Origin of the sequence: Agromyces fucosus (assembly GCF_004134865.1) — a bacterium.
Taxonomy (GTDB): Bacteria; Actinomycetota; Actinomycetes; order Actinomycetales; family Microbacteriaceae; genus Agromyces; species Agromyces fucosus.
In genome coordinates this window covers 660,164-686,539 of record NZ_SDPO01000003.1, presented here as the reverse complement: position 1 = coordinate 686,539, position 26,376 = coordinate 660,164, and the positions used below count along the sequence as shown (strand labels likewise).

Below are 26,376 nucleotides of genomic sequence, written 5' to 3'. Positions count from 1 at the left end.
CTCAGTTCTCGCCCGAGCCCGTTGTCTGGGGCTGGGTCTGCGGCGGGGGCGGGGGCGGGTTCACTTCGAGTTCGAACCGGCTCGCTCCCTCTGCCAGTCGTCGGTTCTGGTCCTCGAGGATCCACACCTCGTCGGCTGCGCGCTGACGATCGGCCATGTCGGCGTCGGGATCATCGCGGATCTTGACGCGTTCGGCGATCAACTCGTCATTGCGCGCCTGCCAGCGGTCGTTCGCGGCGCGCTCGCGATCGATCATCACCTGCGGGCGATCCGGCATGGCCGGATTGCTGCCCCAGTCCACCAGCAGTTGATACTCGTCCTCGCGGCGCGGCTTCGACGTCTTCAGCACTTCGGAGGTCGGGACGAGGTCGTCGACCCGGATCACCGAGATGTCCTTCCATGGCGCTGACGATCGCTCGTCGAAGAACATGTCGCCGAGATACTCGGAGACGTCGGCGTCGTTCACCTGTCCATCTGAGAGCCGGACTCCGTCAGCGTCCCTCGTGATCGAGAAGATGTGCCCGCCACCATCACGCCAGTACCCCGCGATGAAGCCACGGCCACCCTCGGGCCACGAACTGGTCAGCGCGTCCAATGCCTGCGCAGGCGTGTCGCCGTCGAAGTCGCTGAGGTTGTCGAAGTCACGGCGGGTGCCGTCGACCTGCACCCAGTCGGCGGCGATCGCGGGCAGGAACCGACCTTCGAAGGCATTGTCGAAGGCGCCGGTCTGCTGATTGACCACGACGCTCTGGACGGTCGGACTGGCGATCACGTCGTAGCCGCGAGCGCGCAACTCGAGCGCGTTGACCACGTAGTGGCAGTTGTTGCCGAATCGCCCGGGATCGGCCCAGAGACCCATCTCGTTGACGAGGCGGATCGACAGCGCCGGCGTCTCAGGGGCATTCAGGCGGTCGAAGTGCGCGTCGAGGAGAGGGTGGAACATGGTCTCGGGCACGGGCGGCTGCTCCGGCGTCGACGCACCGTCGGTGCCTGACGTGGCATCGGCGGCGGCATCTCCGCTCGCGGGTGCAGTGTCAGACGTCTGCGACTCAGCTGGGGAGAGCTCCGACTCGGCGGACAGATCGGGCTCGGCCGCGTCGGACTCGGCAGCTGGATCGGGCTCGGCCGCGTCGGACTCGGCAGCGTCGGACTCGGCAGGATTCGGCTCGGCAACGTCCTCAGGGGTGGACACCTCCGCGGAATCGGAAGGCTCTGTCGAATCAGTCGGATCCGACGAGTCCTGCGAAGGCGTGATGCTCGAATCGGCCGGATCCGTCGTCGACGCCTCGGACTCCCCATTGGAATCACCGGGACTTGTTGGACTGTCGGCCGCAGGAGAGGCCGGCGTTGCAGCGTCCGCCGGCGCCGAGCTGTCCGCCGCGCCATCGGGAGTCGGTGCTTGCGTCACGGCTCCCGATCCGGCTCCGGCCCGCGTCGTCGGCGATGCCGGAGTGGTGGGCGACGCCGGAGCGGTGGGTGTTGCCGGAGCGGTGGGTGACGCCGGAGCGGTGGGTGTTGCGGCGACCGTGCTCCCCGAGGTGATCGGCCGGGCAGCGTTCAGGGTCGCCTGGGTCGCGGCCGGGCCGCCGTCACGAACGTTGGTGGCGCCGAGCTCGACCTTCAGGTGGACGTGGGGCCGCAGTGCCGCAGGCACCGATGCGGCGGCGTCGCGAACGCCATCGCTCAGTTCGACGATGCGATCCTGCCATTGACGGCCCATGGAGCTGTTGATACCGAGCGAGCCTCCACCGTCGAAGCGATCCGCGCGACCGCCCGCGACCTGGTCGGGGCCGTGCAGCACGGCCTGACCCGCCATGTTCACGCCAGACCCCTTCAGCAGCTTGTTCTCGGCCTTCTGCTCAGCGAAGGCGACACGCTTGTTGCTGTCGTAGAAGTTCACGTTGTGGCGCCATTCGGCGATCGTGAGGTTGTTGAGGCCCTGTTGCTGCAGACCCACCTGACGCTGGAACTCCGCCCAGTCGTGGTTGTCGTTGGTCAGCTCGAAACTGCTGACGTCGATCGGCTCGCGCAATGAGAACGAGCCGTCGGCGTTGCGAATGATCGGAGAATCGGTCTTCCCCGCCAGGTCGTTGAGCTGCTGTCGGATCTCTGGGGTCAATTCGGGGATGGCGTACCCGTTGAACGTCGTTCCCGCTCCCTGCGAACCGTCGGAGGCATGGTCGGGATCGACGGTCGCCTTGCTCTGGTAGGTGGAACCGGCCGATCGGTCGCCGTCGGGGGCGGTGCCGTCGGGGGCGGTGCCATCGGGAGTCGTGCCATCAGCGGTCGAACCGTCCGGGGTCGAACCCGGCGCAACCGTCGTCGGCGTCGATCCGTCGGGAGCCGTCGACGGTGCCGCTGGAGTCGTGCTCGAGGGAGCCGCCGGAGCGACGTTCTCGGGGGTGATCGAGGCATCCCAGTTGGTGGCCGTGGGCTCGTTCGGCGGCCACGGCGACATGTCGCCGGTCTGCGCGTCGAGTGTCCACACCTGATCGCCGTCGAAGAACGCGTTGAACCAGTGGCCATCGCCGCTGGACCGGTCGATGCCGACCACGCAGTGCGATCCGGGGCCCATCGCCGTGAGCGAATCGGCGATCTGCTGCGGCGTCATCGGCGTCTGGGGCAGGCCGGTGCGCGCCTCCATCTCGGGCACGTCGAGGGTGCCCGTGGGTGCCTCCGACGTCGAGTCGCCGTTCAGGAAGTCGTTGAGGATCGCGGAGGTGTTGCCGCAGTTCGTCGCGTACCCGTTCGCCGGGTTGTGCGGGTCGAAGTTCGGGTTGATCTCGGTGAGGGCCTGGCGGATCTCCGCTTCAGTGCGAGTCGACTGCTGCGGTGTCGCATCGGCGTCGGGCGAACCACCGTCGGATCCGTCGCCGCTCGTGCCGTCGGCACCTGCGCCATCGGGCGTCGAACCGTCGGGCGTCGAACCGTCGGGCGACGAACCGTCGGGCGACGAACCGTTCGGCCCCGTGCCGCCTGTCGGTGCGGTCGGGGCGGACCCATCGGGGGTCCCGCTCGTCGGCGTGGTGCTTCCGGGGGCGGCCGGCGAACCGTTCGCCGCTGCCGAGCCGGGCAGGGTGGGGCGCATCAGCAGGCCTGCTGCCGCCGCCGCGCCGGCACCGGCCATGGCGGTCGCCGCCTCGGGCGAGAGGTCGCTCAGATCGACACCCTCGTCGGATGCGGGCTCAGGAGCGTCGACAGACGACTCCTCGGGCGTTGCGCCATCGGCGTCGGCCTCGTTCGAACCCACCTCGGAGCCATCGGCATCGCTGCTCGACGAGCTCGTCGAGTTCGAGGTCGAGGTCGAGGCACCCTGCGTGGCCGCAGCGCCGCCCTGAGGAGCGCCATCCGCGTCCACCTCGAGCGTACCGGCGTCAGGCGTGCCGGCGTCAGGAGTACCGGCGTCGGGCGTGCCCGCATCGGGGGTTCCAGCGTCAGGGGTACCGGCATCCGGGGTTCCAACGTCAGGAGTACCGGCATCCGGGGTACCAGCATCCGGAGTACCCGCATCCGGCGTGCCGGCGTCAGGAGTACCGGCATCCGGGGTACCAGCATCCGGAGTACCCGCATCCGGCGTGCCGGCGTCAGGAGTACCGGCATCCGGAGTACCAGCGTCAGGAGTCCCGGCATCCGGGGTACCAGCGTCAGGAGTACCCGCATCCGGAGTACCAGCGTCAGGAGTACCCGCATCCGGAGTACCAGCGTCAGGAGTCCCGGCATCCGGAGTACCAGCGTCAGGAGTACCCGCATCCGGGGTACCAGCATCCGGAGTACCAGCGTCAGGCGTACCAGCATCCGGAGTGCCAGCATCCGGAGTACCTGCGTCGGGCGTACCCGCATCCGGAGTACCAGCGTCAGGCGTACCAGCATCCGGAGTGCCAGCATCCGAAGTACCAGCGTCGGGAGTACCACCGTCAGGCGAACCGCCGGTCGAGGGACCGCCATCGCCCAGGTCGATCGGCGCGCCGTCTCCGGACGTGTTCGAGCCGCCATCGCCGGAGCCCGGCGTCGGGATGCCAGAGGAGTCGGTGTCGACGCTCGTGCCGCCGCTGCTGTTCGAGTTCGACGAGGAGTTGCCCGATCCGGGAGTCGGCGTGCCGTCGGTCGACGGGTTGACGCCCGTGTTCGTGCCCGGCGACGCAGTGGACGTGCCGGACCCGTTGCCGAGTGCAGCGCTGAGGCCGCGGCCGCCGGCGGTGAGCCCGCCGCCCATGAGGGAGCCGAGGACCATCGCCGAGATGGGGTTGAAGTCGTTGCCGGTGATGCCGGACTCGACGGCGGAGCTCGCGAGACCGTCGATCGCACCCGCACCCGCCTCGCCGGAGATCTGGCGCACGCCGGGCCGGAAGCCGGGCCCGCCGCTGCCACCGAGGAGCCGCGACGCAGGCGACGCCACTGCACCTCCGGCGAACGCCGAGATGAAGGCCGTACCGACGTCTTGCGCCTTGTAGTCCTTCTCGTCGGATCGTGCGCTGTTGACGACCGTCGTCGAGATGGCGCTCGCGAGACCGGCCTGCAGACCCTCCTTGGCGGCGCGGAGGCCGCCGCGCACGAGGGCGCCCTTGATGCCGCGGATGCCCTTGAGGAAGTCCTTGAGGCGGTCGATGAGCTTCGCGATCTTGACGCACCAGCGCATCACCGTCGTGGTGACCTTGGCAGCGGTCGCGAGGGCGCCGATGCCCGCGGTGACGACCGTGAGCAGGCCGCCGATGGCGAGCTCCGCGGCGATCTCGATCGCCATCTGCTTGAGGAACCAGCCGAGCTCTTCGCGCATCGCACGCAGCTGCGTGCGGAAGTCCGCGATCCAGTCCCGCATGCCCTCGGCCGAGGTGATCATGCTCTGGAGACCGGTGGTGATGCCCTGGCGGCAGCTCAGCACCGACGCCGACTGGGGGAAGGTCATCGCGCCGACGTTGGTCATGCTCGACGAGACCTGGCTGCGCGCGCTGCGGATGCTCTGGGCGAACTCCCCCCACGCCTCGGAGGCGTTCTGGAGCTTGTCTTCGTCACCCGTGGGAATCACGACGCCGAGCTGCTGGAGGCCCCACTCGAGGAACTCCTGGAACTCGCCGAGCGCGCCGGGCCAACCAGCACCCAGGGCATCGGGCGGGTTCGACTTCGCGTGGTCGATGGTGGCCTCTTCGGCCGAGGGCGAGGCCGATGCCGGGTCGAGACCCGCGCCCGGCTTCTGTGCGGCATCGTACGCACGAGCGGTGTTGTTCAACGCCGCGTCGAGGATGCGGAGACCGTTGGAGAAGGAGCGGACGCCGTCGATCGACGGCCCCGCGAGGGCGTCGTAGCCCTCGCTCCCCTGGCAGAACTCCTCGGCGGCGTTGTCGTCGCCGGCCATGCCGCCGCTGCTCCCGAGGCTGCTGTTCAGCACCGAGATCGCCGTGTCGAGCGATTTGGCGATGCCGAAGAGCTCTTGGCCGTCTTGCACGAGACGTGCAGGATCGAGTTTCACGTTGTCCGACATGAGGTCCCTATCCCAGTTCTGCTTCGAGGCTCGACCACGAGGTCGTCAGCTGCTCGATCGTCTTCGAGTACGAGTTGTGCGAGGTCTCGACCTGTGCGCGAAGCGACTCCGCCACGCCCTCGAGGGTGGTCGCACCGACGGCCCAGGCCTCGAACGAACCGAGGAACGCCTGCATGGCCGGTCCCTGCCATTCGTTCGGGAGCATGTACGCGAATCCGCTCGCGCCCTGCTTCAACGCCCCGCAGTAGGCGACGAGTTCACTCATCGTCTGCATCAGCGCCTGCAGTTCGGAGACGTCTGCCTGCTGTTCAGCCACGGTCTTCTCCGTCGTGATCGGTGCCGGCGTCGGTGGTGGACGCGGCCGGCGTGCCGGGGTCGGCGGCACTCGCCGCGGGCGTCTCGCCGGATTCGGAGAACGCCTGAATCGAATCGGGGGCCACGGCGGGCTCGCCGTCGGCGCCCAGGCGGAACACGCCCGTGCCGATCGAGTCGTCGTCGCCGTCGCCGTCGGTGTCGCCGGAGCCGCCCCCAGTGGCTTGGCCGCCGGTCTTGCGCGGACCGAGCATGCCCCCGCCGAACTGCTCGACCTCGTTGTCGCCGGCGTAGTCGCGACCGAAGAACTCGGCCATGTCCTCGGCCTTCTCCTCGCCCGACGCCACCCGCGAGCCGAGCCCGCCGGACGCGTTCTTGACGGCGACGAGGCCCTGCCGACCGCCCTTGAAGCTGCCGCCCACGCCCGATTCCGTTCGGGTGTAGGAGCTGTCGGCGGAGATCAGGCCCTGCTGCAGGCCGGTGAGCGCGAGGCGCACCTGCCCGGACATCGCGACGAACGAGGCCCAGTTCTCACCGAACTTGTCGGCGTCTTCACCGACCCAGGTCGCATCGACGGTTCTCCCGACAGTGCTGTCGACCGCCGCAACGTTCGCGTCGAACGCGACGATGACGTTTCCGATGAGCGCTGCCACCTCGCTGAGCGAGTCGGCGCGTACCTTGAAATAGACCATGCGAGCTCCTGAGGGGTGAACGACTCAAGCGCCGACGCGCAGATCGCGTCGGCACCTGAGAATGGGGTTCGTCAGCCGTTGAAGGTGCCGGCGATCGCGTTCTCGCTGTCTTCGTACGACAGCGCAGCCTGGTTGAGCAGGTCGCTGATGCCCTGGAGGGACTCCTTGAGCTGCAGACCGGCCTGGTCCCACTGCGAGTAGAGCTCGTTGAAGCTCTGCGATGCGGTGCCCGACCAGTCGCCCGAGATCAGGCCCTCGACGAGGGACTTCAGGTTCGAGAGCTGGGACTCGATCGACTGCGAGCCGCTCGAGAGCTGCCCGGCGACGCCGGCCAGCGAGTCAGAAGTGACGCGGATTTCCGCCATGGTTTCCTCCGTGGGATCAACAGGAACGTTCGGTTCGCACGTGGGCCGAGGCATCCGCTCTTGGATGCTCTGACGACCCGACACCTGTACGTTACCGGGCGATCGGCGATGAGCCCATGGGGAGCACTCCCCATGGGCGGAGCGGAAGGTCTCCCGCCTCGGGGACGCGGCAGCGGCCGCGATCCGCCTCAGGCGGCGTGGATGACGAAGTTCACGTCGCCGACCCAGACGGTGTCGCCCGGACCGACCTCCACCTTCGTGCCGCCGCTCTCGAGCGGGACGAGCACGCCATCGCGCTGCACTCCGGAGCCGTTGCTCGAACCCGCGTCGCCGACCACCAGCACGCCGTCGTTCAGCTCGAGGAAGAGATGCACCCGCGACATCGACCGGGTGTCGTCTTCGACCTCGATCGCCTGCGCACCGGTCGCCTGCGCCGTCTGGGCCGGCTTGCGCCCGATGACGGCGTTGCCGGAGATGCGGACGCGCTGCCCGGTCGAGAAGACGAGTTCGGCGCGGGTCAGGTGCGGCCGGACCTCGACGGCCGCCGCGGGCTCCGCGGCGGGCGCCTCGGGCTGCGCGGTGCCGCGCTGCTGCCACGGGAGGGTGCCGGGAAGCGGCACGGGCTCGACCGCCGACACGGCGGTGGGAGCCTTCTGCTGCGGCGAGGCAGCTGCCAGCGACGCGCCGGGAGAGAACTGCGCGGGCACCGGCGGCTTGGCCGACTGCGGGATCAGCTGCCCGCACTCCAGACAGAACATGCTGTTCGGCTGCAGGGTCGCATCGCAGTAGACGCAACGCGTGGAGGCCACGGGCGAACTTCCCTTCGTCGACGATCGGGGCGTTCGCCCCGGGGTCCGGCATCCAGTGTACGGCGACGGACGGATGCTCCGGTCACTGGCGGATGTCGGGCACCCTCACCGGCATCCATCCGGCGGAGGTCGTGAAGACCCCGCCACCGGCGGAACCGCGTCCGAGCATGAACTTCGGGATCGGACTGCCGATCGCCTGGGTGCCCATGACGGCGGACTCGGGGCGCAGGACGAGCGCGCGGCGCGCCTTCTTCGCCTCGACGAACGGGCCGCCGAACAGCGTGGAGACGGACTCCGCGTCGGCGGCGACGACGAACGAGGCCCGGTGCTTGACCCCGACCAGCGAATGCTCGATCGGTGCGTTCTTCCAGTTCTCGGCGTCATCGACCACGATCGTGGCCCGCTCGCCGAGGGCATCGAGGATCTCGTCGAGCTGGGCCGGCGTGGTGTCGCCTGCCGAGATGACGGGAACCGAGTGCCCGGCGGCGACCTCGGTCAGCACGGACGGCCGCGCCGAGACCACGAGCAGCGGCTCCTTGCGCCATGCGAGCTGGTGCAGCAGTGCGGCCAGCGTCGAGGAACGACCCGACTTGCGACCGCCGGTGACGATGAAGCCGCCCTCGGCCGGCCAGTCCAGCGTGAATCGCGACAGGTGGTCGCCGCCGACGGCGACCACCGGCCCGTCGGCCGCCCCTGAGTCGCCGAGCGGCAGCTCGTACGCCGCGGTGAGCGCCATGTAGTTGGGCAGCGGGTCGACCCGGAACGGCTGGGCGAGCTCCGCGAGCTGCGGATACTGGTCGAAGTGATCGCGGACCTGCTCGACGACCCGGCGCAGCGCCGTGGTCTGGGCCTCGCCGCTCGTGTCCCGTGCGAGCACGGCGAGTTGCGCTTCGGTGCCCGCAGCTCCGAAGAGCACACGGCCCGGCGGCAGGTCGAGCGGAATGTCCTTCGCCATGATGCCGGCGGTGCGGTAGTCGCTGATGTCGCGGAGCGGCAGCACGTACTGCTCGTCGATGAACGAGCTGACCTTGTCACCGGAGATCGACCGGTCGCCGGTGATCAGCACGCGCACACCGACCGCCGGTCCCTCGCGCAGCACGCGCATGAACTGGTCGCGGAAGGCGATGAGCTGGTCGGCGTTCATGGTCGAGAGCATCCGCTCCCACCCGTCGAGGGCGATGACGGCGTACGGCAGCGCGTCGGCGACTCCGGCCTGCGCGCGCTGCTCGTTGATGTGGCCGACGCCGGCCGCCGAGAGGATCGACTGCCGGCTCGTGAGCTCCTCGAGCAGCCGCTGCACGAGTCGCGGCAGCCGGTCGGCGTCCAGTTGCGTCACGACGGCGCCGCAGTGCGGGGCGTCGGCGAGCGGAAGCAGGGCGCCGTTGCCGAAGTCGATGACGTAGAGGTGCAGGTCGGCTGGAGAGAACTGCTGCACCGTCTGGGCGAGCATCGTTCGCAGTGCGGTCGTGCGGCCCGACATCGAGCCGCCGATGAACAGCACGTGGGAGCCGTTCGCGATGTCCCACGTGAGGCTCCGCTGCGACTGCTCCCCCGGCACGTCCTCGAGGCCGAGCACGAGCGACGTGCGCGCGACCTGCTGGTCGGCGAAACGCTCGAGCGGGAGCACGGCGGGCAACGGCAGCAGCCACGGCGACGGGTTCTTCGCGATGCCCATCTGCTGCGTGGCGAGCGTGATCACGTCGACGAGGGCTCGCAGGTCGGTGTCGTCGTGATCGGTGTTGGCGGCGTGCGTGGGCCCGGCGCTCGGGTACCGCGCGGGGAAGCCGAGCGACTCCCACTCGAGCGGAGCCTTCGGCGGCAGCGACTTGACCGCACGCTGCACGCCCGGCCGGATGCCGGCGACCCGGGCGGTCTGGAAGCCGGCCGGCGCCGCGGACGGACCGAGCCGCACGAAGCCCCGACCCGGAGTGGACGAGCTGATGAGCGCCGCCTCGCCGGATCCGAGGATGTCGGAGGAGTCGGCCCGGTCGGTGACGCGCAGCGCGACCCGCAGGCTGATGTTCGACTGCATCTCGGGCGTGACGACGCCGGACGGACGCTGCGTGGCGAGCACGAGGTTCACACCGAGCGAACGGCCGACGCGAGCGATGCGCACAAGTCCGTCGATGAACTCGGGCAGCTCGGTCTTCAGCTCGGCGAACTCGTCGATCACGATCATGAGCCGGGCGAGACCTCGCTTGGCCGCGGTGTCGGCGTCCTTCGCCCAGGCACCCTCGACGTCCTTCGCGTTCATGTCTCTGAGCACGCGTTCACGCCGCTTCAGCTCGGCATCGAGCGAGGCGAGTGCGCGCTCCGTCTCGCGCGCGTCGAGGTTCGTGACCATGCCGACCGTGTGCGGCAGGCGCTCGCAGTCGGCGAACGCGGAACCGCCCTTGTAGTCGACGAGCACGAAGTTCAGCGCGTCGGGCCGGTTCGCCATCGCGAGGCTCACGACGAGCGCCTGCAGGAACTCGGACTTGCCCGAACCCGTCGTGCCGGCGACGAGCGCGTGCGGGCCGTCGCGCGAGATGTCGAGCGCGAACTCGCCGTCGGCGTTGGCGCCGACCACGACGAAGGTGTTCCGGGGCTGCTTCGTCCAGCGCTGCATGATGGGCGCGGGGTCGTCGAGATCGATCTTCAGCAGGTCGACCATTCGCACGCTCGTGGGGAGCATGGCGTCGTCGCCGACTCCGCTGACGTGCTGGATGGAGCAGAGGCTGCGGGCGATCCGCTCGGCGGCGCTCAGGGAGACGCCGTCGAGCAGCACCGTCGGGAAGTACTCCTTGCCGGTCTCGAACCGGCCGATCGACGGGTCCGTCGAGTCGACGACCACGACGCTCGCGGCCTCCTCGGGCAGTCGAGCGCGTTCGGAGTCGAGCGCGATGATGTGGATGCCGTGCGCAGCGCCGTGCTCGAGGAGCGGCACCATGCCGGGAAGCATGCGGTACTCGCGGATGCCGTCGACGACGATGAGGATGTCGGTCGGGACGACGGCGCCTCGCTGGCCCGACAGGCGCATGCGGGTCTCGAGCGTGACGGCGGCCTCGCGGAGTCGCTCGCGGCGGCTGTCGTCGGTGTTGCCGATCATCGCGGTGACCGAACCGCTCGCCTGGACATGCGGAAGCCATTGGGTCCACGCCCATTCGGCGTCGGCCGCGGCATCGCAGATCACGACGAGTTCGGCGTCGCGCGGCGAGCGCAGCGTGGCGAACGAGGTGACCATCGCGCGAGCCAGGTTGCGCACGGCGTCGGAGGGCCCGGCGATACCGACGACGCCCGACCGCAGATCGGCCGCGACCGGCTCGGGCGTGACGCCGACCCGGGCCGGCGCGGAACGGTCCTTGCCACCGCCCTCGAAGCGCACGTCGAGGGTGACCTCCGTCACGCCCACGCGGAGCTGCAGGGCGTCGGCGTCGGACTTGCGTCGCTCCCACAGCCTCGAGAGGGGTCGCAGCGCGATGTCCGCGATCACGACCGGGTCGGGCATGCGATACCAGCCCTGGAGTCGCTGCATCCGAGCGAGGTCGCTGATGCGGCGCTCGGCGACCTTGATCTCCTCGATCCACTGCTTCTCGGTCTTCAGCCCCTTCTTCTTCGCGAGCTTCCGGTTCGCGATGAAGGAGCCGACGACCATGATGGGGCTCGCCGCCGCCATGAGCAGCATGATGGGACGCGCGAACACGATCGCCATCGTGACGCCCAGCACGACCGGGATGATCGCGGACAGCCACGGCATCGGCGACTGGTCGGGGTCTTCGGGCTTGTCGCCGGGCAACTGCACGACCGGCTGCGCCTGCGAGGGCTCGATGCGCGACGGACGGTTGAACCCGCGACCGCCGAGCGCGTCGCGCGTGAGGTCCGCGTCGGAGCCCGGGGCCATGCCGATGCGGAACATGCTGCTGCCGATCTGGAACAGGTCGGCCGGCACGAGCGCGACCTCGCCGTCGATCGGCTCGCCGTTCACCCAGATCGGCGCGCCCGCGACCGCCGGCGCCAGGGTCGCCGCGAGCGGAGCGGGCCGACCGTTCTCGAGCGTCGCCGCCGCGTTCAACGCGAGGGCGGCGTGCTGCGGCGCGAGCGCGGGGTCGGCGATGGTCAGTCCAGCGGATGCCGCGGTGCCGATCGTGATCGTCGCGCCGCGTTGGATCGGCACGCTCTCGCCCGCGAACGGGCCGCCCACGACCTCGAGGCGGAGGGTACCCGGCGAGAGCAGCGGCGAGCCCGCGACCGGAACGGTCGACCCCGACAGGAGCGCCGACTCCGCCAGCGGGGTCGCGGTGCCCGCGTGGGGGTCGAGCACGCTCGGCACGACGCCGAGCGACTCCGCGACCTCGCCGACGGTCGTCGCCTCATCGACCTTCAGGAGCCACGATGCCGGCTTGCCCGCCGCGACCGGCTCGCCGATCGTCAGTCGAACGCTCATGCTGCACACCTCTCTGTCGCGGTCCGCCCCGCCATCGTCGTCATCGCACACCGGCCCGGTCGAACGTCTCGATGAGCGACGCGAAGATCCCGCCACGCGGACCGGATGCGTCGCCGTCGACCGGCACGCGCGGAACGATCTTCGACGGTACGCCATCATCGCCCTGCGTCGCGGAACCCGGCACGAGCGACGGCTCGGGCGGAGCATCCGCGACGAGGGTCACCGAGCCGGTGGCGTGCTCGCCGTCGGCGGACACGACGTGGTAGCTGAACTGATCGACCGAGGCGGTGCCCGGAGCGTACACGGCCGAACCGTCGGGTGCGCAGACCACCGTGCCGTGCACGGCCGAGCCGCAACCGACGAGGCTGACCTCGGCGTCGCCTCCCCCGAAACGGAAGGCCAGCGGCAGCAGGTCGATGTTCTGCGGCGCGTCGGAGAGCCCGACGAACACGCTCGTCGCGACCAGGCGGTTCCGCGGCGAGTAGACCGGAACGGTGATCGCGGCATCGGCCGACCAGGTGCCGAAGTCGTCGGCGTAGCGAACGACGATCTCGGCGGCGCCCTCGAACCGCTCCGACGGCCGGAAGACGAGGTGGGTGCCGTTCGACGCAGCCGTGCCGGCGGAAGACGGCCGCACCTCGACGACGTCGAAGGCTCCGCCGTTCACGCAGACCGCGCACGCGATGCCCAGGTCGCTGAACGGCAGCATGACGGTCGAACCTGCGGCGACCGGGAAGCCGTACGCGCTCTCGGCGACCGTGGGCGGTTCGGGCGGCGCGAGCGACACCGAGTAGTCGACGGTCATCGAGGTGCGCCCGTTCGAGAGCGGCACCGGCACGGTCACGACGCCGGCGTCGTGATCGTAGCTCGTCGCGCTCAGGGTGATCTTCGTGGGCTCGCACGCCACCACGAGCGCCGTCGCGGTGCTGGGTCCCGCGCAGTCCGTGATCGACCAGCCCTCGCCCGGCTCGATGGCAGCCGAGCCGAGATAGGGCACCGAGATCGCCGTCGGACCCGACGCCGAACCGGGAGCCGCGGCATCCGTGCCTTCATCGGCATGCACCGGCGCCGCCGCCGACCACGCCGCGAGGGCGCACGCGAGCGCGAGAGAAGCCGTCACGGCCCGACGGCCGCTCGCTCTGCCCACTGCTCTCCCGTCGTCGTGCACGATCCGTGCCCCGGCGTTCGGGATACCATGGTACGCGGTCGGCCGGAGCCGGCCGTTTCGTTCGGCGCCGCCAGGGAAGGACCCGATGCAGAACACCTCGCTCGGCACCGCGCCCGGACAGACGCACCTGCCTCAGACCGGAGTCACCCGGCCGCTCGGCACGACGGGTTCCGTGCTCCCCGAGCTGGCGGAGGCGCCGGCCCGGGAACGCAAGTGGTGGCGGCATCCGGCATTCATCGTCTCGATCGCACTGACGTTCGTCGCCCTCGCCGGCGCCGTCGCCTGGTTCGTCATCTCGGCCCTGAACGACGACTCGGTCGCGGTCAGCGGCCTCTCCCTGAGCGTGGACGGCGGCAACGCCCACCTCGACTGGAGCGGCCCCGACGCGGCGTACAGCGTGTACGCCGTGCACGGCGACGGCGAATCGACCGACCTGACCCAGTGGGTGACGGGCACCGAGGCCTGGCTCCCCGCGGCACTCGGCATCTACGAGAACGACACCTGTTTCGTCGTGCGGCCGACCGCCACCTCCGGCGACGTCTCGCTCGACGCCTCGACTCTCGGCTCGCAGCGCGCGCAGAGCGCGTGCGTCGCCGACGCCGCGTCGTGAGGCGGAGCGCCCCGCTCGTCTGCATCGCAGCGCTCGCGCTCGCGGGGTGCAGCGCCGCGCCGCAGGAGGCGCCACCGACGCCGACGCAGTACGACCTGGGCGACCTCGACCCCTCGCAGATCGACGGAAACGGCCTCTGGCTGCTCTCCGGGGTCGATGCCGCCGGCGAGATCGTCGACGCCGTCGAAGCCGCCGGCAGCGTCGCGTACTCCGGCACGTTCACGGAACTCACCGCCGCGACGCCCGAGGTCGAAGCCGCGCCCGGCCGGGCGCTCGCCGTCGACTACCGGGGGCGTCCGGGTGAGTACACCGCGACGGTCACGGCGGGCGGACTGAGCTTCGAGGTCGTCGCCGCCGCCGGACGCACCTACCTCCGCGGCAACGCCGCGTACGCCGCGCAGATGGGCATCCCCGAGCTCGAGCAGGGCTTCGTGTGCGCCGCATCGGGCGAAGGGCTCGCCGAGCAGTGGTCACCGCTGCTTCGCCCGGGCGACCTCGTCGGCGCGCTCCTCGAGTCCAGCGACTCCGTGAGCGTCCCGTCGCCGCCCTCCGACGCCGAGGTGCTCGACGTCGTGCTCGGCGGGGAGACCGCTCCCGCGGGCATCATGCACGTCGCGCGCGTGGGCGCTCCCCTGCCGACCGACTTCACCGCCGGCGATCGCACGGGCGATGGATCCTTCACGTTCAGCGCATGGGGCGACGACCAGCCGGTCGCCCCGCCGAGCGAGATCGTCCGCCCCTGCGGGGTGTCCGACTAGCTGCGCGTCCGCCCGACGGGCGTCTGCCCGACGGGCGTCTGCCGATCAGTACCGCTGCACCTGGGGCCCGGCCGCGAGCTCGCGGTCGTACGCCTCGAGTGCGAGCCGGTTGCGCTCGGTCACCGCGCGTCCGCGAGCGGCGATCCATCCGCCCAGCCAGATCGGGATCTCGCGGGCGATGACGGCTGCGACGATCGCGTACGGGTCGAGCCACCGCTCGGCGATGAAGTCGTTGGCCTGCTCGAGCGTGAGCGTCCAGGCCTCCACCCCGAGCAGCGAGCCGCCGATGTAGGCGAAGTACACGAGCACGCCGACGAGCAGGCCGAACACCGCGTAGGCCCACCACGGACCCCGGTTCACGATCGCCGCGAGCAGCGCGAAGCCGATGAAGAAGGCGACGACGGGAACCCAGTACATGGGCTCGAGGAGGAAGTCGGCGATGCCGATCGCCTCACCGGCAGGTGCCCCGTAGTTCAGGTAGAGCGCATAGCCGATGGCTCCGTAGAGCACCCCGAACGCGACGGTGCCGATGAGCGCGACGAGCATACCGAAGCCGCGGTTGCCCCTCGCCTTCGGCGGTGTCGGCGCCTGCACGTAGATGGTCTGCGGGCCGGGCTGCGGGGCGACGTAGACGGGTTCGGGCTCGTCGGCGAGGGTCGCGGCGCCGGCGGCGGTTCCCGCTGCCATGGTCGCGGACGGCACATAGGTCTCACGACGCACGGCGTCGGCGGCGACGGGTTCAGGGGTCGCGGAGGCATCCAGGTCGTCGATGCCGTTGGTCTCCTCCGGCGCCGGGTGCGCACTCGCCCGCTCGACGGCCTCGTCGAGGCGCGACGTGGCGGCCAGGTCGGAATCAGCGGTCCCGGGCTCGACCGCATCGACCGAGGCCGCTGATGAGTCGCCCTCGACGCGCGCCGGCTCGTCGACCGGTCCCGTCTCGTCCACCGCGGGAGCGGGCGCGGGCGCGGCCTCGTCGACGAAGGCGTCGTCGACCGGACCGGTCTCTTCCTCGTGACGTTCCGGGTCGGATCCGGGAGTCGTGCTGCTCATGATCGCGCTCCTTCCGGGCACCCCGCGCACCCGTGATCGGCCAACTGTAGCAACGCATCCGGTCGTCGTCCGGGAGCGCGCGCGGCGCTTCGCACACCCCGTCGGGCGAGCGGATGTCGCGGCGGACACCCATTCCGAAGAGTGGATGCGGCACCGCCGCCGAGAAACGAAGCAGGGCCCCGGATCGCTCCGGGGCCCTGCTGTCGTATCGGCTGACTAGCTGTAGTTGCCGGGGGTGAAGTCGTCGCTCGAGAACGCGTCGAAGTCGACGAAGCTCAGGTCGCCCTCGGTGAACGCGGCGTCGTCGGTGAAGATGCGGTTCGGGTACCGCTCCGCCTTCGCCTCCTCGGTCGCCTCGACCGCGACGTTCCGGTACTTCTGCAGACCGGTGCCGGCGGGGATCAGCTTTCCGATGATCACGTTCTCCTTGAGGCCGACGAGCGGGTCGGACTTGCCCTCCATGGCGGCCTGCGTGAGCACGCGGGTCGTCTCCTGGAAGGACGCGGCCGACAGCCACGACTCGGTCGCGAGCGAGGCCTTGGTGATACCCATGACCTCCTGGCGAGCCGACGCCGTCTTCTTGCCCTCGGTCAGCGCGGCACGGTTGATGCCGTTGTACTTCAGGCGGTCGACGAGCTCACCGGGCAGCAGGTCGGTGTCGCCGTGGTCGACGACGGTGACCTTGCGCAGCATCTGGCGCACGATGACCTCGATGTGCTTGTCGTGGATCGGCACGCCCTGCGAGCGGTAGACGTCCTGCACGCCGTTGACGAGGTGCTTCTGCACTTCGCGCACACCCTTGACCCGGAGGACTTCCTTCGGGTCGACGGTGCCGACGATCAGCTGCTGGCCGAGCTCGACGTGCTGTCCGTCTTCGACCAGGAGGGTCGAACGCTTGAGCACGTTGTATGCGATCGGCTCGTCGCCGTTGTCGGGCGTGAGGATGACCTTGCGCTGCTTGTCGGTCTCGTCGATCGTGATGCGACCCGGGGCCTCGACGATGGGCGACGCACCCTTGGGGGTACGCGCCTCGAAGAGCTCCTGCACGCGGGGAAGACCCTGCGTGATGTCGTCGGCCGAGGCCGAACCACCGGTGTGGAAGGTACGCATCGTCAGCTGCGTGCCGGGCTCACCGATCGACTGGGCCGCGATGATGCCGACGGCCTCGCCGATGTCGACGAGCTTGCCGGTCGCGAGCGAACGGCCGTAGCACTTCGCGCAGACACCGACGGCGGACTCGCAGGTGAGCACGGAGCGCACCTTGATCGTCTCGACGGCGGCCGTGATGAGCTTGTCGATGAGCACGTCGCCGACGTCCTCACCGGCCTCAGCGACGACCTCGCCCTTGGCGTTGACCGCGTCGGCGGCGAGGCTGCGGGCGTAGACCGCGTTCTCGACGTTCGGGTCGCGGACCAGCTCGCCCGAGGCATCCGTGGTCGCGATCGGGAGCTCGAGGCCCTTGCTCGTGCCGCAGTCGTCCTCGCGGATGATGACATCCTGCGAGACGTCGACGAGACGACGCGTGAGGTAACCCGAGTCGGCCGTACGGAGGGCCGTGTCGGCCAGACCCTTGCGGGCACCGTGCGTCGCGATGAAGTACTCGGCGACCGAGAGGCCCTCGCGGTAGCTCGAGATGATCGGGCGAGGGATGATCTCACCCTTCGGGTTGTTCACGAGGCCTCGCATGCCGGCGATGTTGCGCACCTGCAGCCAGTTACCACGAGCACCCGACGTCACCATGCGGTTGATGGTGTTGTCGGTCGGGAAGTTCTCCTGCATGGCCTTTGCGACCTCGTCGGTCGCCTTGGTCCAGATCTGGATGAGCTCCTGGCGACGCTCGAGGTCGGTCGTCAGACCCTTCTCGAACTGGCCCTGGACCTTCGCGGCCTGCTTCTCGTACTTCGAGACGATCTCGCCCTTGTTGGGCGGCGTCAGGATGTCGGAGAGTGCAACCGTCACGCCCGAACGGGTCGCCCACTTGAAGCCGGCGTCCTTGATTCGGTCGAGGGTCGCTGCGACCTCGGTCTTCGGGTAGCGCTCGGCGAGGTCGTTGACGATCTCCGAGATCTGCGTCTTGCCCGCCTGCGCGTTCACGTAGGGGTAGTCGACCGGCAGCGCCTCGTTGAAGAGGGCGCGACCGAGGGTCGTCTCGAGCAGGTACGGCTTGCCGGGAACGAAGTTCTCGGGGGTCTCGCCCTCGGCGAAGTGCAGGCCCTCGAGGCGGATCTTGACCGTGGCGCCGAGGTCGAGCGCGAGCTCGCCCGGACGGTTCTGGTCGAACGCGAGGATGGCCTCGGAGATCGACGAGAACGCGCGACCCTCACCTGCGGCGCCGGGCTTGCCGGTCGTCAGGTGGTGCAGGCCGATGATCATGTCCTGGGTGGGCAGGGTCACCGGGCGGCCGTCGGACGGCTTCAGGATGTTGTTCGAGGCGAGCATCAGGATGCGGGCCTCGGCCTGCGCCTCCACCGAGAGGGGAAGGTGCACGGCCATCTGGTCGCCGTCGAAGTCGGCGTTGAACGCCGCGCACACGAGCGGGTGGAGCTGGATGGCCTTGCCCTCGACGAGCTGCGGTTCGAAGGCCTGGATGCCGAGGCGGTGCAGCGTGGGTGCACGGTTCAGCAGAACCGGGCGCTCACGGATGATCTCCTCGAGCACGTCCCAGACCTGGGGACGCGAACGCTCGACCATGCGCTTGGCGGCCTTGATGTTCTGAGCGTGGCTCAGGTCGATCAGGCGCTTGATCACGAACGGCTTGAAGAGCTCCAGCGCCATCTGCTTGGGCAGACCGCACTGGTGCAGCTTCAGCTGGGGGCCGACGACGATGACCGAACGGCCCGAGTAGTCGACGCGCTTGCCGAGCAGGTTCTGGCGGAAGCGACCCTGCTTTCCCTTGAGCATGTCGCTCAGGGACTTCAGGGCGCGGTTGCCGGTACCGGTGACGGGGCGACCGCGGCGGCCGTTGTCGAACAGCGCGTCGACGGCCTCCTGCAGCATCCGCTTCTCGTTGTTGACGATGATCTCGGGGGCGCCGAGGTCGAGCAGACGACGAAGACGGTTGTTGCGGTTGATCACGCGACGGTAGAGGTCGTTGAGGTCGGAGGTCGCGAAGCGGCCGCCGTCGAGCTGGACCATCGGACGAAGCTCCGGCGGGATCACCGGCACGACGTCGAGCACCATCGCAGCCGGCGAGTTGCCGGTCTGCAGGAAGGAGCTCACGACGCGCAGGCGCTTGATCGCGCGGATCTTCTTCTGGCCCTTGCCCTCGGCGATCTGCAGGCGCAGGTCGTCGGCCTCGGCGGCCAGGTCGAAGGCCTCGAGGCGCTTCTTGATGGCCTCGGCGCCCATGTAGGCGTCGAAGTACATGCCGAAGCGGTCCTGGAGCTCGTGGAAGACCGAGTCCTCGGGCTTGAGGTCGCCGACCTTGAGGGTGCGGAAGTCTTCCCACACGCGCTCGAGGTGCGCGATCTGCTCGTCGCCCGACTTGCGGACCTGCGTCATCTCCTTGTCGGCGGCCGCCTCGGCGCGCTTCTTCTGGTCGGACTTGGCGCCCTCCGCCTCGAGTGCGGCGAGCTCGTCTTCCTTGCGCGCCATCAGCGTCGCGATGCGGGCATCGCGCTGGTCGCCGATGGTCTTGATCTCGAGCCGGAGCTCGTTCTCGAGGCCGGGCATGTCGGCGTGACGACCCTCGTCGTCGACGTCGATGACCATGTAGGCGGCGAAGTAGATGACCTTCTCGAGGTCCTTCGGCGCCATGTCGAGCAGGTAGCCGAGACGGCTGGGCACACCCTTGAAGTACCAGATGTGCGTGACCGGCGCGGCGAGCTCGATGTGGCCCATGCGCTCACGGCGCACGGAGGACTTGGTGACCTCCACGCCGCATCGCTCGCAGACGATGCCCTTGAAGCGGACACGCTTGTACTTGCCGCAGGCGCACTCCCAGTCGCGGCTCGGGCCGAAGATCTGCTCACCGAACAGACCGTCCTTCTCGGGCTTCAGGGTGCGGTAGTTGATGGTTTCAGGCTTCTTGACCTCACCGTAGGACCACTTGCGGATGTCCTCTGCGGTGGCCAGGCCGATGCGAAGCTCGTCAAAAGTCGTTGCGTCGAGCAATTTCTCTCCTTGGAAAGTCTCTGGAATCGTTACTGGCCTGGCTTAGATCTCGTCGATGTTCGACGATTCGAAGCGCGCGGAGATGTTGATGCCGAGCTCTTCCGCAGCGCGGAAGGCCTCGTCGTCGGTGTCGCGGAGCGAGACCGCGGTGCCGTCGGCCGAGAGCACCTCGACGTTCAGGCAGAGCGACTGCATCTCCTTCATGAGCACCTTGAAGGACTCGGGGATGCCGGGCTCCTGGATGTTCTCGCCCTTGACGATCGCCTCGTACACCTTGACGCGGCCGAGGATGTCGTCGGACTTGATCGTGAGGAGCTCCTGCAGCGCGTATGCGGCGCCGTAGGCCTGGAGCGCCCAGACCTCCATCTCACCGAATCGCTGGCCACCGAACTGCGCCTTACCACCGAGCGGCTGCTGGGTGATCATCGAGTACGGGCCCGTCGAACGCGCGTGGATCTTGTCGTCGACGAGGTGGTGCAGCTTCAGGATGTACATGTAGCCGACCGAGACCGGGTACGGGAACGGCTCGCCGGAGCGGCCGTCGAGGAGCTGGGTCTTGCCCGTCGAGTCGATCAGTCGCTCGCCGTCGCGGTTGGGGAGCGTCGAGTCGAGCAGACCCGCGATCTCCTCCTCGAGGGCGCCGTCGAACACCGGGGTCGCGACCTTGGTGCCGGGCGCGGCCTCGTGGGCGTCCTTCGGGAGCTTCTTGGCCCACGCCGGGCTGCCGTCGACCTTCCAGCCCTGCTTGGCGACCCATCCGAGGTGGGTCTCCAGCACCTGGCCGAAGTTCATGCGACCGGGGATGCCGAGCGGGTTCAGGATGACGTCGACCGGAGTGCCGTCGGCGAGGAACGGCATGTCCTCGACCGGCAGGATCTTCGAGATGACGCCCTTGTTGCCGTGGCGGCCGGCGAGCTTGTCGCCCTCGGTGATCTTGCGCTTCTGGGCGATGTAGACGACCACGCGCTGGTTGACGCCCGAGCCGAGCTCGTCGTCGCCGTCCTGCGAGTCGAACACCTTGACGGCGATGATCGTGCCGCGCTCACCGTGGGGCACCTTCAGCGAGGTGTCGCGGACTTCGCGGCTCTTCTCGTTGAAGATCGCGCGGAGCAGGCGCTCCTCGGCCGACAGCTCGGTCTCGCCCTTCGGCGTGACCTTGCCGACGAGGATGTCGCCGGGGCGGACCTCGGCGCCGATGCGGATGATGCCGCGCTCGTCGAGGTCGGCCAGCAGGTCGGGGCTGACGTTCGGGAGATCACGGGTGATCTCCTCCTTGCCGAGCTTCGTGTCGCGGGCGTCGACCTCGTACTCCTCGATGTGGATCGACGAGAGCACGTCGTCCTTCACGAGGTTCTGGCTGAGGATGATCGCGTCCTCGAAGTTGTGACCCTCCCACGGCATGAACGCCACGAGGAGGTTCTTGCCGAGCGCGAGCTCGCCGTTGTCGGTCGCGGGACCGTCGGCGATGACCTCGCCGACCTCGATGCGGTCGCCCGCGTTCACGAGGACGCGGTTGTTGTACGACGTGCCCTGGTTGGAGCGGTCGAACTTGCGCAGGAAGTAGGTCTGCGTGCCGCCCGCGTCGAGCTGCACGGTGACCGAGTCGGCCGAGACCTCGGCGACGACACCGGCCTGGTCGGCGGTGATGACGTCACCGGCGTCGATGGCCGCGTAGCCCTCCATGCCGGTGCCGACGAACGGCGAGTCGCTGCGGAGCAGCGGCACAGCCTGACGCTGCATGTTGGCACCCATGAGGGCGCGGTTCGCGTCGTCGTGCTCGAGGAACGGGATGAGCGAGGTACCGACCGACACCATCTGGCGCGGCGAGACGTCCATGTAGCCGATCAGGTCGGCGGGGACGAGGTCGACCTCGCCGCCCTTCTGACGGGCGAGGACGCGGTCTTCGGAGAAGTGACCGTCGGCCTTCAGCGGCGCGTTGGCCTGGGCGACGATGTAGTCGTCCTCTTCGGACGCCGTGAGGTAGTCGATCTGGTCGGTGACCTTGCCGGCGACGACCTTGCGGTACGGGGTCTCGATGAAGCCGAACGAGTTGATGCGCGCGAACGATGCGAGCGATCCGATGAGGCCGATGTTCGGGCCTTCCGGGGTCTCGATCGGGCACATGCGGCCGTAGTGCGAGGGGTGGACGTCTCGGACCTCGACGCCGGCGCGGTCGCGCGAGAGACCGCCGGGGCCGAGCGCCGAGAGGCGGCGCTTGTGGGTCAGACCCGCGAGCGGGTTGTTCTGGTCCATGAACTGCGACAGCTGCGAGGTGCCGAAGAACTCCTTGATCGCGGCGACGACGGGTCGCACGTTGATCAGGGTCTGCGGGGTGATCGCCTCGATGTCCTGCGTGGTCATGCGCTCGCGGACGACGCGCTCCATGCGGGACAGGCCGGTGCGGACCTGGTTCTGGATGAGCTCGCCCACCGCGCGGATGCGACGGTTGCCGAAGTTGTCGATGTCGTCGACGTCGAGGCGCAGGTCGACCGCCTTGCCGGCACGGCGGCCGGGCAGGGTGGTGCGCTCGTCGTGCAGCGCGACGAGGTACTTGATCGTGGCGACGATGTCTTGCACCGTCAGCACCGAGTCGGTGAGGGGAGCCTCGAGACCCAGCTTGTTGTTGATCTTGTACCGGCCGACCTTCGCGAGGTCGTAGCGCTTCGGGTTGAAGTAGAAGTTGTCGAGGAGCGCACGCGCGGCCTCGGCGGCGACCTGCTCGCCCGGACGGAGCTTGCGGTAGATGTCCTTGAGCGCCTCTTCCTTCGTGAGGATGTTGTCCTTCTCGAGGGTGAGGGCGATGGACTCGTAACCGGCGAACTCCTCGAGGATCTCCTCGGAGGTGAGGCCGAGGGCCTTCAGGAAGACGGTGACGCTCTGCTTGCGCTTGCGGTCGATGCGCACGCCGACCTGGTCGCGCTTGTCGATCTCGAACTCGAGCCATGCACCACGGCTCGGGATGACGCGAGCCGAGTAGATGTCCTTGTCGGACGTCTTCTCGGGGGTGCGCTCGAAGTAGACGCCCGGCGAACGCACGAGCTGCGAGACGACGACGCGCTCGGTGCCGTTGATGACGAACGTGCCCTTGGGGGTCATGAGCGGGAAGTCGCCCATGAAGACGGTCTGCGTCTTGATCTCACCCGTGAGGTGGTTCATGAACTCCGCGTTCACGTACAGCGGTGCGGAGTAGGTCTTGGACTTCTCCTTGCACTCGTCGATCGTGTACTTCGGAGGCTCGAGCTCAGGGTTGGTGAACGAGAGCTGCATGGTCTCGCCGAGGTCTTCGATCGGGGAGATCTCCTCGAAGATCTCCTCGAGACCGGTGGTCTCCGGCAGGTCTTGACGACCGGCCGCCTTGCCCTCGGTGAGGCGTGTCTTCCACGCCTCGTTTCCGACGAGCCAGTCGAAGCTCTCCGTCTGGAGAGCGAGCAGGTCGGGTACCGTAAGGGTGTCGGTGACCTTGGCGAACGAGAGACGGCTTGCACCGCGTCCGTTCTTGGGGGTGGGCGTGGTCGCGTTGCGCGCAGCAGCCAAGTGAATAACCTCCATGGCCCCGTCGGGCCGGTTCACTGTCGGTAGCGGAGAGTGGAACCCCTCAGACGAATGCGGATGTCGGAGACCTCAGGATCTCGACACGCACGAAAGCCGACCGCAATATGAAGGCATGGTGGGTCTGGGAGCGCAAAGGTTAACTATATGTCGCCAGGCGCGCCGTGTCCAGTCGATTCTTGATTTGTCTGCGATTCTCCGGTATAACGCCGAAATCGATGCACCTGTTCCGCGCAGCTGCGCCTGATCACCCGAGCGCCGACGGGCCGCCGCATGGCACGATGCAGGCATGGCGCTGCACATCGAGTTCGAGGCGGACGTCTTCTCGAAGCACGGACTGACCCTCCTGGTCGACGGCACGGCCCAGTCGCACGTCGACCTCCTCGACCCGACGCACCTCTTCTTCGAGTACACGCGTCGCCTGGGGCACGTCATCGACGCCGCCGGCACGTCGTCCGAACCATTGCGGGTGCTGCACCTCGGCGGAGGCGCCCTCACGCTCGCACGGTACGTCGCGGCGACTCGCCCGGGCGCGAGGCAGCTCGTGGTCGAGCTCGATCGAGAACTGCTCGATCTCGTGCTCGAGCGGCTGCCGTTGCCCGAGGGTGCGCACATCGAGCTCGTCGTCGGCGACGCGGCATCCGCCATCGAGGCCGTCGACGGCCCCTTCGACCTCGTCATCGTCGACCTCTATACGCTCCTGCAGGCGCCGGCCTTCGTCGAGACGGTCGACTTCATGAGCGGATGCCTCGCGCTCCTGGCACCCGGCGGCGTGCTGGCCGTCAACGTGGCGGATGCCGCGGGGCTCGACCGGCTCCGCAGGCAGGCGCGCGCGATCGCCCGGGCCGACCCCGGTGCCGCGCTCCTCGTCGCGGGCGACCCGAGCGTGCTCTCGGGCGCGGAGGAGGGCAACGCCGTGCTCGTCGCGTCGCCCGGTGGGCTGCCGCGCGGTCTTCGCGAGCGACTGCTCGCCCAGGGGCCGCATCCGGCGGAGGTGCTCGACGGCGATCGGCTCGACTTCGTGCTCTGGGGCGCCTGCTGACCGCAGCTCCGCTCCACGGCGAGCGCGGCGCGAGTAGGCCCGCGCGGTAGCGTGGCATCCGTGTCAGAGCTCGAACGCCGCCTCGCCGTCAGCGGCCACCTCGCCCGGCTCGAGGAGTCGCGCCAGTCGCCCGGCTCGTGGACCCTCTACGTCGACGGCACGCCGCAGTCGCACGTCGAGGTTGACCGACCCGACTGGCTCGGGTTCGAGTACGTGCGTCGCATCGGGCACGCGGTCGACCTCGTGCGGCCCGAGGGGCAGTCGATCACCGCGGTGCACCTCGGCGGCGGCGCGCTCACGCTCCCCCGCTACGTCGCGGCCACCCGGCCCGGTTCGCGCCAGCAGGTCGTCGAGCTCGAGTCCGACCTCGTCGAGTTCGTGCGCGAGCACCTGCCGCTGCCCCGCGGCGCGCAGGTGCGTGTGCGGCACGGCGACGCCCGCGAGGTGCTCGCGAAGCTGCCCGCCGGCCTCGACGGCGCGGTCGACATCGCGATCGTCGACATCTTCTCGGGCGCGCGCACTCCCGCACACGTCACGAGCGCCGAGTTCTACGGGCTCGTGTCGCCGCGGCTCGCTCCCGGCGGCATCGTCGCCGTCAACGTCGCCGACGGCGCCGGCCTCGCCTTCGCACGATCGCAGGCCGCGACCCTCGCGCACGTCTTCGAGCACCTCGCGATCGCCGCGGACACGTCGATGCTGAAGGGCCGCCGCTTCGGCAACGTCGTCATGTACGCCTCGCATGACGAGCTGCCGTTCGGGGGCCTCCCCCGCCGCCTCGCGAGCGACCCGTCGCCGGCGAAGCTCGTCGACGGCGAGGAGCTGCGCCGTTTCATCGCGGGCGCTCCGGTCGTCACGGATGCCACGGCGGTGCCGTCTCCCCCGCCCGCGCGCTCGGTGTTCCTGTCGAAGCCGTGATGCGCGAGCGCGCGGCAGCTCGCGCTCAGTCGGCGAAGGTCGCCGCGTCGATGACGAAGCGGTACCGAACGTCGGAGGCGAGCACGCGCTCGTAGGCGGCGTTGATGCCCGAGGCCGGGATCACCTCGATCTCGGCGCCGATGCCGTGCTCCGCGCAGAAGTCGAGCATCTCCTGGGTCTCGCGGATGCCGCCGATGTTCGAGCCGGCGAGGGTCTTGTTCCCGCTGATGAGCGACATCACGCCGACGCCGAGCGGTTCGCCGGGCGCGCCGACGCACACCATCGCCGCGCCGGCGTCGAGGAGCGACAGGTACGCGTCGAGGTCGATCACGGCGCTGACGGTGTTGAGGATGACGTCGAACGAGCCGCGGAGCTCGGTGAACGTCGCGGGGTCGGAGGTCGCGCGGTAGTGGTCGGCGCCGAGGCGCAGGCCGTCGTCCTGCTTGCTCAGCGTCTGGGACAGCACGGTCACCTCCGCACCGAGGGCGTGCGCGAACTGCACGCCCATGTGCCCGAGGCCGCCGAGCCCGACGACCGCGACGCGCGTGCCGGGGCCGACCTTCCAGCGCCGCAGCGGTGAGTAGGTGGTGATACCGGCGCACAGCAGCGGCGCTGCGACGTCGAGGGCGAGTGCGTCGGGAATCCGCACGACGAACGCCTCGGTCACGACGACCTGCTCGGAGTAGCCGCCCTGGGTGACGGTGCCGTCGCGGTCGGTGTCGCCGTAGGTGAAGACCGGACCGTCCACGCAGAACTGCTCGTCGCCGCGAAGGCAGTTGCGGCACTCGCCGCACGAGTTCACCATGCAGCCGACGCCCACCCGGTCGCCGACGGCGTGCCTCGTCACGGCCTCGCCGATCTCGGCGACGGTGCCGGCGATCTCATGGCCGGGCGCGAGCGGGTACTGCTGCGACCCCCAGTCGCCTCGAACCGTGTGGATGTCGGAGTGGCAGATGCCGGCGTACGCGATGTCGATGCGGACATCGAGCGGTCCGAGCGCGCGGCGTTCGATGCGGGTGCGCTCGAGCGGGGCGGCTTCACTCGGCGCGGCGTAGGCGTTGACGATGGTCATCTCGATCTCCTCGGTGCTGGGG

At 69.4% G+C, this 26,376-nt stretch carries 15 protein-coding genes; 4 read left to right on the top strand and 11 right to left on the bottom strand.

Annotated features, from left to right (window positions below):
- Window position 1: 1 nt before the first annotated feature.
- The 7 genes from ESP57_RS14635 to ESP57_RS14605 form a co-directional block, all read right to left on the bottom strand.
- Complete coding sequence (locus tag ESP57_RS14635; protein ID WP_115961190.1) at window positions 2-5,476, bottom strand: polymorphic toxin type 15 domain-containing protein; 5,475 nt, start codon at window positions 5,474-5,476, stop codon at window positions 2-4.
- A 7-nt stretch (window positions 5,477-5,483) separates the two neighbouring features.
- Window positions 5,484-5,792 carry a hypothetical protein gene (locus ESP57_RS14630; protein ID WP_056010936.1) on the bottom strand — a complete coding sequence of 103 codons (309 nt, stop codon included), beginning with the start codon at window positions 5,790-5,792 and terminating at the stop codon, window positions 5,484-5,486.
- Complete coding sequence (locus ESP57_RS14625) at window positions 5,785-6,480, bottom strand: WXG100 family type VII secretion target (protein WP_056010939.1); 696 nt, start codon at window positions 6,478-6,480, stop codon at window positions 5,785-5,787. The genes ESP57_RS14630 and ESP57_RS14625 overlap by 8 nt, the downstream gene beginning before the upstream one ends.
- A 71-nt stretch (window positions 6,481-6,551) precedes the next feature.
- Window positions 6,552-6,845, bottom strand: coding sequence for a WXG100 family type VII secretion target (locus tag ESP57_RS14620; RefSeq protein ID WP_056010942.1), 294 nt, complete (start codon window positions 6,843-6,845; stop codon window positions 6,552-6,554).
- Between the two features lie 188 nt (window positions 6,846-7,033).
- Window positions 7,034-7,654, bottom strand: a complete 621-nt coding sequence (locus ESP57_RS18505; RefSeq protein ID WP_158556767.1) for an FHA domain-containing protein — start codon at window positions 7,652-7,654, stop codon at window positions 7,034-7,036.
- Between the two features lie 82 nt (window positions 7,655-7,736).
- Entirely contained in the window at window positions 7,737-12,077 is a 4,341-nt protein-coding gene (locus ESP57_RS14610; RefSeq protein WP_129232095.1) for an FtsK/SpoIIIE domain-containing protein, read from the bottom strand.
- 40 nt (window positions 12,078-12,117) lie between these two features.
- Entirely contained in the window at window positions 12,118-13,197 is a 1,080-nt protein-coding gene (locus ESP57_RS14605; protein ID WP_129232094.1) for a hypothetical protein, read from the bottom strand.
- Between the two features lie 133 nt (window positions 13,198-13,330).
- Between ESP57_RS14605 and ESP57_RS14600 the strand changes: the two genes are divergently transcribed.
- Together ESP57_RS14600 and ESP57_RS14595 are read left to right on the top strand one after the other, a co-directional pair.
- The gene (locus ESP57_RS14600; protein ID WP_056010957.1) at window positions 13,331-13,855 is read left to right on the top strand and encodes a hypothetical protein; all 525 of its coding nucleotides are present in this window, start codon (window positions 13,331-13,333) and stop codon (window positions 13,853-13,855) included.
- Window positions 13,852-14,613, top strand: a complete 762-nt coding sequence (locus ESP57_RS14595; protein WP_129232093.1) for a hypothetical protein — start codon at window positions 13,852-13,854, stop codon at window positions 14,611-14,613. The genes ESP57_RS14600 and ESP57_RS14595 overlap by 4 nt, the downstream gene beginning before the upstream one ends.
- Before the next feature lie 45 nt (window positions 14,614-14,658).
- Here ESP57_RS14595 and ESP57_RS14590 read toward each other — a convergent pair whose 3' ends face one another.
- From ESP57_RS14590 to rpoB, 3 genes are all read right to left on the bottom strand, one after another.
- Window positions 14,659-15,663: a hypothetical protein gene (locus ESP57_RS14590; RefSeq protein WP_129232092.1), complete on the bottom strand. Its 1,005-nt coding sequence runs from the start codon at window positions 15,661-15,663 to the stop codon at window positions 14,659-14,661.
- Window positions 15,664-15,879: 216 nt separating this feature from the next.
- Complete coding sequence (gene rpoC, locus ESP57_RS14585) at window positions 15,880-19,776, bottom strand: DNA-directed RNA polymerase subunit beta' (RefSeq protein WP_129232091.1); 3,897 nt, start codon at window positions 19,774-19,776, stop codon at window positions 15,880-15,882.
- 42 nt (window positions 19,777-19,818) lie between these two features.
- Window positions 19,819-23,310, bottom strand: a complete 3,492-nt coding sequence (rpoB, locus tag ESP57_RS14580; protein ID WP_056010969.1) for a DNA-directed RNA polymerase subunit beta — start codon at window positions 23,308-23,310, stop codon at window positions 19,819-19,821.
- 304 nt (window positions 23,311-23,614) lie between these two features.
- Between rpoB and ESP57_RS14575 the strand changes: the two genes are divergently transcribed.
- On the top strand, window positions 23,615-24,367 hold the full coding sequence (locus ESP57_RS14575) for a spermidine synthase (protein WP_129232090.1): 753 nt from the start codon (window positions 23,615-23,617) through the stop codon (window positions 24,365-24,367).
- A 60-nt stretch (window positions 24,368-24,427) separates the two neighbouring features.
- Window positions 24,428-25,282: a spermidine synthase gene (locus ESP57_RS14570; protein ID WP_129232089.1), complete on the top strand. Its 855-nt coding sequence runs from the start codon at window positions 24,428-24,430 to the stop codon at window positions 25,280-25,282.
- A 25-nt stretch (window positions 25,283-25,307) separates the two neighbouring features.
- Here ESP57_RS14570 and ESP57_RS14565 read toward each other — a convergent pair whose 3' ends face one another.
- On the bottom strand, window positions 25,308-26,354 hold the full coding sequence (locus ESP57_RS14565) for an NAD(P)-dependent alcohol dehydrogenase (RefSeq protein ID WP_129232088.1): 1,047 nt from the start codon (window positions 26,352-26,354) through the stop codon (window positions 25,308-25,310).
- Between the last annotated feature and the right edge of the window lie 22 nt (window positions 26,355-26,376).

Coding starts and splice junctions, on each gene's coding strand:
- ESP57_RS14600 (WP_056010957.1), top strand. CDS start 13,331: ATGCAGAACACCTCGCTCGGCACCGCGCCCGGACAGACGCACCTGCCT.
- ESP57_RS14590 (WP_129232092.1), bottom strand. CDS start 15,663: ATGAGCAGCACGACTCCCGGATCCGACCCGGAACGTCACGAGGAAGAG.
- ESP57_RS14610 (WP_129232095.1), bottom strand. CDS start 12,077: ATGAGCGTTCGACTGACGATCGGCGAGCCGGTCGCGGCGGGCAAGCCG.
- ESP57_RS14635 (WP_115961190.1), bottom strand. CDS start 5,476: ATGTCGGACAACGTGAAACTCGATCCTGCACGTCTCGTGCAAGACGGC.
- ESP57_RS14565 (WP_129232088.1), bottom strand. CDS start 26,354: ATGACCATCGTCAACGCCTACGCCGCGCCGAGTGAAGCCGCCCCGCTC.
- ESP57_RS14575 (WP_129232090.1), top strand. CDS start 23,615: ATGGCGCTGCACATCGAGTTCGAGGCGGACGTCTTCTCGAAGCACGGA.
- ESP57_RS14625 (WP_056010939.1), bottom strand. CDS start 6,480: ATGGTCTATTTCAAGGTACGCGCCGACTCGCTCAGCGAGGTGGCAGCG.
- ESP57_RS14620 (WP_056010942.1), bottom strand. CDS start 6,845: ATGGCGGAAATCCGCGTCACTTCTGACTCGCTGGCCGGCGTCGCCGGG.